Source organism: Mesobacillus sp. (assembly GCF_047739415.1).
In the GTDB taxonomy this organism is placed as follows: Bacteria; Bacillota; Bacilli; order Bacillales; family Cytobacillaceae; genus Mesobacillus.
In genome coordinates this window covers 1-9189 of sequence record NZ_JBIQOE010000245.1, presented here as the reverse complement: position 1 = coordinate 9189, position 9189 = coordinate 1, and the positions used below count along the sequence as shown (strand labels likewise).

The window sequence follows — 9189 nt, the reverse complement described above, 5'->3', positions numbered from 1 at the left end:
ACCTTCAGGAACAATGGTACGTTCGGTACACGCATGCCGAAACCTTTCAGATCTTCTGGAGAAGTGATTTCTTTGTTAGATGTCAGGTTACGCGGTGCGCGAGTGTGATAGTACAAAGGTGTCAAACCAGCTTTTTCAGTGATTTCTGCTTCAATTTCCTCACCGATTTCACCTTCGACAACGGTCTTAACATGGTCCAAATCGCGGAATGCGTATGGAACAGCCATTAGAGCAGCCTTAGGAGCCCAGTTCTGCAATGTCTCACCAGAGATTACCATATCTGCAGTTCCAGATTGGATTGCGTTAATTGTATCTGTTTCGCCGCCAAGTGAGTTGTTAGGATAGATTGTGATATCGATGCTGCCGTCTGTTTTTTCCTCAACAAGCTCCTCGAATTTTTGCGCAGTTTTGTGCCAGATGTGATTCTCATCAGCAAGGTGGCCAAACTTCCACTTGATTACTTCCCCTTTGCTTTCACCGCCAGCTTTCTCGGAATCCCCAGAGCCACATGCTGTTAAAAGAAGTGATGCTGCTAAAATACCTGATAAAAATTTTGCTTTCTTCATGAAATACTTCCTCCCCTTTTTTCTCATTGATTTATTTTGTTAAAAATTGATGCACAGTAGAAGCAATGGTAATACCATTTTCAAGGTTTTTCTCTTCATTTAGTTGCTCAATCTCACCTGGCACGAACACTTGTGAGAATCCTGGTGCAGGCGGTGCTTGGCGAATCTCTGCCATCATCTGGTCCATGTTTTCCAGGAATGCATCGGCATCGGTAAAGAATGCTGGATTGATGGCGCAGAAGTAATGCCCAAGCTTGCGCTTCTTATCCAGGTCGCCGTACATCTTGGAGATATGAGGTCCGAATGCTGCTCCTGCAAGCAATCCTGAGAAGATGTCGACAATCATCGATAGGCCATATCCTTTAGGGCCGCCAAATGTTTGAAGTGCTACTACCTTGGATGGATCAGTAACGGTTTCCCCGTTCTCGTCAACACCCCAGCCAGGCGGAATCTCCTTGCCCTCTTCTTTGTATTGAAGGATTTTCCCCAACGCCACATTTGATGTAGCCATATCCAAAATGAACGGCTTGCTTGTTTTAGCGGGCACTCCATAGGCGATTGGATTCGTCCCGAGGAACGCTTCCTTGCCGCCAAACGGAACGACAATTTTATCCGTATGGGTCATTGCGATTCCAATCACGTTCTGATCAGCAGCTTCCTGGACGAAGTAGCTCAGTGCACCGCAGTGGCTGCTGTTGATGGCGGTCACCATTCCAATGCCATTTTCCTTCGCCATTTCGATCGCCTGTTTCATCGCAACATCTGCGATCACATGGCCAAAACCATCATCACCATCGACTACCCCTGTTACTGGGCCCGTTTTATTGAATTGGATATTCGCGTTTGGGTTGATCCCCCCAGCATTCAGGCGGCTCACGTAATGCTCTGTTCGTAAAACACCGTGGGAGTTAACATTTCGGAGGTCGGCGTGCACAAGAATGTCCGCTACTTTCTCTGCATGCTCCTTGTTCAGTCCAGCCTCGGTAAGTTTTTTTACTACTAACTCTTTCGCTTCTTGATGCGGAATGGTTACTGTTGACATTCCTTGTCCCCCCTATTCCAGATTGGAATGCTTCTTTCTCAATTCCTCGTTCGTCTTTCCTTCTGCCAGGCTATCAATGATTGCTGCATCCATGATGAGATGTGCTGCCTGGTCAAACTGGTTTCCCAGCGGCTGGATCGTTTTCGGTTCACCTTCATGGCGATATTTCGTTGCCGCCGGAATCCTTACTCCACCTGACATGAATGGCAGCTGGAGTGCTTCCTCATTCGTCGTGATCATGAATACTGCTGCACCAGAACGATGGGCCCTTTCGGAGATATTCAAGGCTTGAGCCGTTTTACCCGAGCCTGATAGGACTATTAAAATATCATTCTCCTGAATCGCCGGTGTTGTCGTTTCCCCGACAACATAGACCATCTTTCCGCTATGCATCAGTCTCATAGCGATGGCTTTTGCTACAAAGCCCGAACGCCCTTCTCCTGTAAAAAAGAAACGCCTGTCTTCTTTTAGCAGTTGAACGAAGGAATCGTATTCTTCAGAATTCACATCCATGCAGACTGTCTGCATTTCTTTTAAAATCGATGAAATTGTATTCATGGTCCCCTCCAATCAGCGCTCAATGATCGATTCATTGTTTATAAAAGCGCTTACTTCTTCAAGATAAGGAAGACCTTCATTATCTCCTGAAACCGTGGTGACAAGAGCGCCGACTCCATTCGCAAAACGGAGAAGCTGTTCAGGATTGAATTCATTGAGCCAGCCGTACACATAGCCGGAATCAAAGCCATCTCCCGCTCCTACCGTATCAATTGGATTTACGCTAAAGCCAGGGGCTTCGGTCCAATTTCCATCCCGGTAAAGCCTTGATCCGTTCGCTCCATCTTTAATCACAAGGTCTTTGATTCCATATTGATCTGCAAAATCCCCAAGGTCCTCTGCTGAATCCTTGCCAATGATCAGACGGATTTCATCCAGTCCAGTGAGGAGGATATCGACATAAGGGAAAATTTCGTTGTAAGCCTTGCGCGCTTCTTCAATTGTCCAAAGCTTGAGCCTGATATTCGGATCGAATGAGACCGGAACACCTTTGTCTTTTGCGATTTCGACCAGCCTTTTAACAACCTTCACATTGTTCGGGTCAACGGCCATGAATACACCAGTCAAATGCAGCAGATCAACGTCTGCTAGCCATTCTTCCTTTACCTTTTCAGGAGTCAAGGTTGTAATCGGTGAATGATACCTGTAGTAAAAGGTCTTTCCCGAACCGTCACCATTAATTTCTTTAAAATTGAGCGAGGTCGGATAGCCTTCCACCAGCTTCACTTCAGAGACGTCAACACCCTCTCCGCGAGTGAAGTTGTAAATCACCCTGCCAAACTCATCCTTGCCAAGCCTGCTGACCCACTTGCTCTCCAAGCCAAGCCGTGCGCAGCCAATCGCAAAATTCAGTTCTGCTCCGCCTACTTTTCGGTTAAAACTTTCTACAAAGCGCAGGGGGCCTTGCACAGAAGGATTGAATGTAATCATTGCATCTCCGATGGTCATAACCTTATATCGATCTGCCATTATTCTTCTCTCCCAACACTTGCACTGACTCCCGTTCTACCAATACGGGGTCGTACCTTCTTATATCATATGAATCTTCTAATTTTCCCTCGGCAATCAGGTTGAACAGCGTTTCGGCAGCATCCTTGCCAATCTGGAAGGTAGGCTGCTTGATTGCCGAAATCGGTGTGGCGGCGATTTCAAGGAAATCAGAATCATCCACCGCGATAACGCTTACATCTTTACCAATTTGAATTTTCTTTTTTCTTAAGAACTTGAGCAGTTCAATCAGAGAAAGGTCATTTGTTGCAAAAAATGCATCCGGCCTGTCTTCCTGTAACCAAAGCTCTTCAAGCGCTGGCACAATTCCCTTTCGTTCAGCAGCGATAATCCAGCTTTCATTTGGAGTGACACCGTTTTCGGTTAGCGTTTTCCTGACACCGCTGATACGCTCAACCCTTGGTGAAACCTTTTGGGTGATGGACATCGATATGGTCCCGATTTTTGTGTGTCCTCTTTTCAGGAGCTCCCTTATCGCGATCTCCGCCGCCCTTTCATTGTTCAGCATCAGAGTCGGATATATAGGCTGCTCCACTTTTCTGTCAACGAACACAACTGGAAAATTCGACCGCTTCAGTTCTTCATACAAACACATATTGTCAGCCGTCGGGAAGATTATCAGACCATCAACCTGCTTTGCAAGCAGCATGCTGATATACGCCCGTTCCTTCTCCGGATTGTCATCGGCATTGCAGACAAACATATGAAACTGGCTTTCCTCACAGGCATCTTCTATCGCTCTTATAATCTCCGTAGAAAATGTGTGAAGAATATTCGCCACGATCACGCCAATAGTCGATGACTTTTTCTGCTTCAAGCTCTTCGCGACGAAATTCGGGATATACCCAAGTTCACGAATCGCTTCCTGTATGCGGATCCTTGTCGCCTCCGCCATAAACTCATATCGATTATTTATGTACTGAGAAACCGTGCTTTTTGAAACGCCCGCCTTTTCAGCAACATCCTGCATGGTTACTTTTTTCATAGGAATCCCTTCTTTGTGAATCCTCTAAACCGATTTAGTAAAACGATTTAGTAAATCGGTTTAGTAACAGTATAAATGAAACCCCTTTCAAAAATCAATCAGAAATTTGTAAAAACTTATAAACATCTTTTTCCATCAAAAAGAACTGCTTCTTATCCCACATTCTTAATAGGATTCTATTAGAATTTGGCCTCGTGATGCAGTGATGTGGAAATCATAAGCTTTCACAAATCACAGGACAGGAAAATAGAATTATGCAGATCCTTCTATCTTTTATACCAAAACTACCAATACGCCTATTCACTCTAGTGCCTTTCTCTCGTTTATTTAGGAATGCGAAATACACGACAAATTGTAGCAACATTTCCCTAGTAAACTTTTTAATATAATTATGAAATTACTTTACTAGTTTAAGGAGTGAAAGAATCTATGAAAATTAACAAAGTAATCACCGGGTTAAGTGTTCTTGCATTGTGCACAGCTCTTGCTACCCCGACACTAGCTACCTACTCTCTAACGGCAACCTTTACAATGACAATCAGGTTTATTCTGTAAATGGCTATACCGACTATGCTGAAATGGTCAAACGTCTTCAGCAAATTGAAGTCAACAGCCAGGGCAGGGTTGCTTTGGAGGTAGTTGGCCAATCAACCCAGGGAAGAGATATTTATCAGGCAAGGGTCGGGACAGGTGATAAAGTTGTCCTGATTGAAAGCGAGATTCACGGAAATGAAAACACTGGGACTGAAGCGCTGCTTAGCATGCTTCAATACCTGGGATCCAGCAATTCTCAAGAGGCATAAAAAATCCGCGAAGAAGTACTCTGGTCACTTTGCCAAAAATGAACCCAGATGCCTCGGAACTGGATCGAAGAGGAAATGATATGTCATGGGAAGAGGTTGTCGAGGATTTCCCTCAACTTGCTGATGCTGCTGGTCCCGCGTGGAATTATTATAACAACCGCATAATCCAGGACAGGGACTACAATGGCAGACCTGGATTTGATGTAAACAGCGACTTCAATCCTGACTTGGACTATGTCCCACAGGCATCCGACTTCCTGGCAATTCAAGCAAGGCGGGCTGGTACATCACACCTGAGTCACAAACCGTGCGCGATGTTTACAAAAAGCTTCAAGCTGAGTTCGGGAAAGTAGATGTATTCATCGACCTTCACCACCAGGGACAGTATTATGTTGAGGGTACAGATAACCTGGTCACCATGTCCCTTTCAGCTGACTTCGTTCCGGGTCCGAACACCACAGAAGGAGCTAAGTACGCTGAATATGCCGATAACTATAACTTTGACTTCTCAAAGCGACTGAATCTTGCAGCATACAATGCAATGCAATCACTAGGTGAAAATTCACCATTCAATAACATTACCCTATACCAGCAAAACCTGGACCTGCCTGGAATAGCACTTGGAAGCTTCGCATTGAATGGCAGCGGCACAGTCCTTTTCGAAGTTAGAGGCCAATCGCATTCATTTGGGCAAAAGAAGAAAGGGCAGCTTGTCAAGGCTGTTGAGACAGGATTGTATGGAATCATCAATGGTGTGGTAGATTGTTCGGTGGAGGAACTGGACTCCGCTGAATATGGTAACATCCCGCAAACTGCCTATTCACCGAGTTTATAAGAGGAGTACAAGAAAAGCGGAGGAACGAATCCTCCGCTTTTTAAAATGAGATATTAGTCAGATCCTCTCCCCTAAAAGCCAATCAGCGCTGCCAGGCTCCTGACACGTTCCTGAAAGGATATTTCCTCTTTTAAAAAAGGCCTTTCGTTAAGGTATAGCAAGCCTATTAGCAACATCATTAGGATCATCGGATAAAGAGAGAAAATGTTTGAAAGAACCTTTTGTTTATGAGCAAGAATATAAGATATTCCCACCGAAATGCCAACCCCTGTGGTCACTCCCACAATATTAGCGATCGCATCGAAAAACTCTGAACTCCTGGCTGGGTCAAGGTACTGCCGATATTCTTCGATTATTCCAATAGTAACCAAAACAAGCCATACTACTTTTAATTGATTTTTGACACGGACACGGTCACGGTCTGAGATAATTAAAACAAAGATACCTATCATTGCTGAAATACCTGTAAAACCAATAACATGCATCAGTTTATCCATTCCTAAAATCGATTGTAAATGAATCAATACCCTCACCTCTTTATCTTCAGCCTAGCCAAAGATAAGTAGTGATAACCAGCAAGAAAGATGAGACAGAAGTTTTGTAAATATTTACAGGGCACTAATGGAACCCTTTTTGTGATTGTGGGTTTAGTAATTTTTCACATTTTCATTTCTAATCTCTATAATATCATAGTGAACTATTCTTAACTGAGTAGTATACTTATAACTCCATAGCTTCCAAGAATCTCTTCGTTATAGTTTGCGGTCTTGTTATCGCCCCACCTACGACCACAGCATGTGCCCCTATTTCTAAACATCTTCTAGCCATCTCAGGGGTGAGAACATTCCCTTCAGCTATGACAGGAACTTTCACCTTTGTCACCATTTCTTTAAGAACCTGAAAGTCATTTTCATATAATTTCTGTCCTGCCGTTTCTTTTGTATAGCCAACCAATGTGGTAGAAACGCAATCAAAGCCCAATTGTTCTGCAAATAGAGCCTCATTAACGGTAGATACATCTGCCATTAAAAGCTTAGATGGATACTTTGATTTCACTTCACTAAAGAAGGTTTGCAGATTAATTCCACCTGGACGGGTGCGACTAGTTCCATCTATTGCGATCATCTCTGTTCCTGCACGAACTAGTTCATCTACTTCATTTATTGTAGGAGTTATGTATACTTCTGAATCAGGAAAATCCCTTTTGACAATCCCAATCACAGGAAGTTTTACACTTTTCTTAATCTCATCTATATCCACTGCAGTATTAGCTCTTATTCCTAAAGCACCGCCCTGCTCGGCAGCCAAAGCCATCCTCCCCATGATGAAAGAGCTGTGCAATGGCTCATCCTCAAGCGCCTGACACGAAACCACTAATCCATTTCGGATTTCTTTCAACATACAAATTCTCCTCCCGACCAGTATTTTAAAAAAGAGGAGAGCATTTTCATCTCTCCTCTTACATACCTCTATTCGATTTCTTCAAGCAGCTTATAAGCTTCTTCTGTTGTTTGGGCATTAATCAGTGCTGCTCTGAAGTCTTCGTTCATTAATTTACGGGAAAGCATTTGCAGGATTTTCAAGTGTTCGTTTCCAGCGCTTTCTTCAGGTACAGCAATCATGAAAACTAGATTCGCCAGTGAACCATCGGCACTTTTCCAATCCACTCCGTCCCGCTTGATTCCAAAAGCAACCTGTGGAGTTGTTACAGCTTTTGATTTTCCGTGAGGAATGGCGATTCCGAAACCGATTCCTGTGCTGCCTTCTTCTTCACGTTTTTCAATTGCTTTTCTGAATTTACGCTTTGATTTGAGCACACCTGCTCCATCAAGCTTTTCGATTAATTCATCGATAATCTCTTTTTGAGTTGAGCCATTTAATTCTGTTGTAATAAGCTCGAGGTTCGTCAAATCTGTTAATTTCATTTATAACACTCCTATCAGTTGCTATCGCTAAGTTGTACTAGACGTTCTTTTTCAATGCGTTAACCATCAATGCTGCTACGATCACACCAGCAATGATTCCAACGAAATACATAACTGGGTTTGAAATTGCTCCAAGTACAGCTACTACTGGACCGCCGTGCGGTACGTTATTTCCTACATTACCGAGCATCGCGATAACGGATGCTACCATGGAGCCTACCATTATACTAGGAATAACACGAAGTGGATCTTTAGCTGCAAAAGGAATGGCACCCTCTGTAATACCTACAAGACCCATTGCAAGAGCAGCTTTACCTGCTTCCTGTTCAGCCTTTTCATATTTCTTTTTGTTCAATAATGTAGCTGCGCCCATAGCAAGTGGTGGTACACAAATTGCAGCGGCTATCGCACCCATGATTTCTGTGTTTCCTGCTCCAATCATGCTTGCACCAAACAGGAAGGCAACCTTGTTAACTGGGCCACCCATGTCGAATGCAATCATCGCACCAAGGATTAAAGCAAGAACGATGCTGCTTGCACCCTGCATTCCGTTTAGGAATGATGTCAATCCATCCATCAAGCTTGCAATCGGAGCACCTACTACGAAGATAAACAATGCCGCAATCGCTAATGAAGCAACTAATGGAATAACAAGAATTGGCATGATTGGCTGGATCATTTTCGGAACCGGCCAAGTCTTAATCCATTTCGCAATATAACCAGCTACAAAACCTGCAAGGATTCCGCCAAGGAAACCAGCACCTGCTTCACTGTCATAAAAACTTCCGTTAGCTGCGATATAGCCGCCAATCATACCAGGAGCAAGACCTGGACGATCAGCTATACTCATCGCGATAAAACCAGCAAGGATTGGAACCATAAATGTGAATCCTGCAGCACCTACGCTAAGAACTTTGTTCCACATCGAACCTTCCGGAATAGCCAAACCTGAATCTGTTGGCTCACCGCCAAGAGCGAGGGCAAGAGCGATCAACAATCCACCGACAACAACGAACGGAATCATGTAGGATACCCCGTTCATCAAGTGACGGTAAACTGGATTTTGCTTGCTCTTTCTTTCTTCTTTCACTTCATTGATTGACTTAAGGTCCCCTTTATATTCAGGTACATTACCAGTTTCAAAACGTTTAATTAAATCCTCTGCTTTATGGATACCATCTTGAACACCAGTTTCAATCAATTTCTTGCCAACAAACCTGCTCTTATCAACTGTTTTATCAGCAGCGATGATAATGCCGTCTGCATCAGCAATTTCTGCTTCAGTGAATTCGTTTTCCACTCCAATAGATCCCTGTGTTTCTACTTTTATGGAAATTCCCAGCTTTTCAGCTGTCTTCTGAAGATTTTCGGCTGCCATATACGTATGAGCAATACCATTCGGACAGGATGTAATCGCCAATCGCTTCATTTATTTTACCCCCCAGAAAAAAAATAAATAATTAATAA

Annotated in this window: 11 protein-coding genes and 1 pseudogene; 4 read left to right on the top strand and 8 right to left on the bottom strand. The window is 43.7% G+C overall.

Annotation, left to right across the window (positions count from 1 at the left end; translation table 11 throughout):
* From ACH0QE_RS19240 to ACH0QE_RS19220, 5 genes are all read right to left on the bottom strand, one after another.
* The coding region (locus tag ACH0QE_RS19240; protein ID WP_415802097.1) for a TRAP transporter substrate-binding protein at window positions 1-566 on the bottom strand (566 nt) is incomplete at its 3' end.
* Between the two features lie 31 nt (window positions 567-597).
* Window positions 598-1608 (bottom strand): ureidoglycolate dehydrogenase, encoded by a 1011-nt coding sequence (gene allD / locus ACH0QE_RS19235; RefSeq protein ID WP_415802096.1) that lies wholly within the window; start codon window positions 1606-1608, stop codon window positions 598-600.
* Window positions 1609-1620: 12 nt separating this feature from the next.
* Window positions 1621-2166, bottom strand: a complete 546-nt coding sequence (gene hxlB, locus ACH0QE_RS19230; RefSeq protein ID WP_415802095.1) for a 6-phospho-3-hexuloisomerase — start codon at window positions 2164-2166, stop codon at window positions 1621-1623.
* 12 nt (window positions 2167-2178) lie between these two features.
* A complete protein-coding gene (locus ACH0QE_RS19225; protein ID WP_415802094.1) occupies window positions 2179-3135 on the bottom strand; it encodes a sugar kinase in 957 nt (318 codons plus the stop codon).
* Window positions 3119-4159 carry a LacI family DNA-binding transcriptional regulator gene (locus ACH0QE_RS19220; protein ID WP_415802093.1) on the bottom strand — a complete coding sequence of 347 codons (1041 nt, stop codon included), beginning with the start codon at window positions 4157-4159 and terminating at the stop codon, window positions 3119-3121. Before ACH0QE_RS19220 ends, ACH0QE_RS19225 begins: the two co-directional genes overlap by 17 nt.
* A 429-nt stretch (window positions 4160-4588) precedes the next feature.
* Here ACH0QE_RS19220 and ACH0QE_RS19215 point away from each other — a divergent pair, with 429 nt between their 5' ends.
* The 4 genes from ACH0QE_RS19215 to ACH0QE_RS19200 all read left to right on the top strand — a co-directional run bounded on the left by ACH0QE_RS19215 (window position 4589) and on the right by ACH0QE_RS19200 (window position 5797).
* Window positions 4589-4714, top strand: coding sequence for a hypothetical protein (locus ACH0QE_RS19215; RefSeq protein WP_415802092.1), 126 nt, complete (start codon window positions 4589-4591; stop codon window positions 4712-4714).
* A 23-nt stretch (window positions 4715-4737) separates the two neighbouring features.
* Entirely contained in the window at window positions 4738-4962 is a 225-nt protein-coding gene (locus ACH0QE_RS19210) for a M14 family zinc carboxypeptidase (protein ID WP_415802091.1), read from the top strand.
* A gap of 80 nt (window positions 4963-5042) precedes the next feature.
* Window positions 5043-5315 carry a hypothetical protein gene (locus ACH0QE_RS19205; protein WP_415802090.1) on the top strand — a complete coding sequence of 91 codons (273 nt, stop codon included), beginning with the start codon at window positions 5043-5045 and terminating at the stop codon, window positions 5313-5315.
* Window positions 5270-5797 carry a hypothetical protein gene (locus tag ACH0QE_RS19200; RefSeq protein WP_415802089.1) on the top strand — a complete coding sequence of 176 codons (528 nt, stop codon included), beginning with the start codon at window positions 5270-5272 and terminating at the stop codon, window positions 5795-5797. Before ACH0QE_RS19205 ends, ACH0QE_RS19200 begins: the two co-directional genes overlap by 46 nt.
* 71 nt (window positions 5798-5868) lie before the next feature.
* Here ACH0QE_RS19200 and ACH0QE_RS19195 read toward each other — a convergent pair whose 3' ends face one another.
* The 3 genes and pseudogenes from ACH0QE_RS19195 to ACH0QE_RS19185 form a co-directional block, all read right to left on the bottom strand.
* Window positions 5869-6321, bottom strand: coding sequence for a VanZ family protein (locus ACH0QE_RS19195; RefSeq protein WP_415802088.1), 453 nt, complete (start codon window positions 6319-6321; stop codon window positions 5869-5871).
* A 196-nt stretch (window positions 6322-6517) separates the two neighbouring features.
* On the bottom strand, window positions 6518-7198 hold the full coding sequence (locus ACH0QE_RS19190; RefSeq protein WP_415802087.1) for an N-acetylmannosamine-6-phosphate 2-epimerase: 681 nt from the start codon (window positions 7196-7198) through the stop codon (window positions 6518-6520).
* 68 nt (window positions 7199-7266) lie between these two features.
* Window positions 7267-9151, bottom strand: a pseudogene (locus ACH0QE_RS19185) (fructose-specific PTS transporter subunit EIIC).
* Window positions 9152-9189: the final 38 nt, after the last annotated feature.

What these genes read in the sequence shown, in the direction of transcription:
- allD (WP_415802096.1), bottom strand. Translation starts at nt 1,608, where the DNA reads ATGTCAACAGTAACCATTCCGCATCAAGAAGCGAAAGAGTTAGTAGTA.
- hxlB (WP_415802095.1), bottom strand. Translation starts at nt 2,166, where the DNA reads ATGAATACAATTTCATCGATTTTAAAAGAAATGCAGACAGTCTGCATG.
- ACH0QE_RS19225 (WP_415802094.1), bottom strand. Translation starts at nt 3,135, where the DNA reads ATGGCAGATCGATATAAGGTTATGACCATCGGAGATGCAATGATTACA.
- ACH0QE_RS19220 (WP_415802093.1), bottom strand. Translation starts at nt 4,159, where the DNA reads ATGAAAAAAGTAACCATGCAGGATGTTGCTGAAAAGGCGGGCGTTTCA.
- ACH0QE_RS19215 (WP_415802092.1), top strand. Translation starts at nt 4,589, where the DNA reads ATGAAAATTAACAAAGTAATCACCGGGTTAAGTGTTCTTGCATTGTGC.
- ACH0QE_RS19210 (WP_415802091.1), top strand. Translation starts at nt 4,738, where the DNA reads ATGGTCAAACGTCTTCAGCAAATTGAAGTCAACAGCCAGGGCAGGGTT.
- ACH0QE_RS19205 (WP_415802090.1), top strand. Translation starts at nt 5,043, where the DNA reads ATGTCATGGGAAGAGGTTGTCGAGGATTTCCCTCAACTTGCTGATGCT.
- ACH0QE_RS19190 (WP_415802087.1), bottom strand. Translation starts at nt 7,198, where the DNA reads ATGTTGAAAGAAATCCGAAATGGATTAGTGGTTTCGTGTCAGGCGCTT.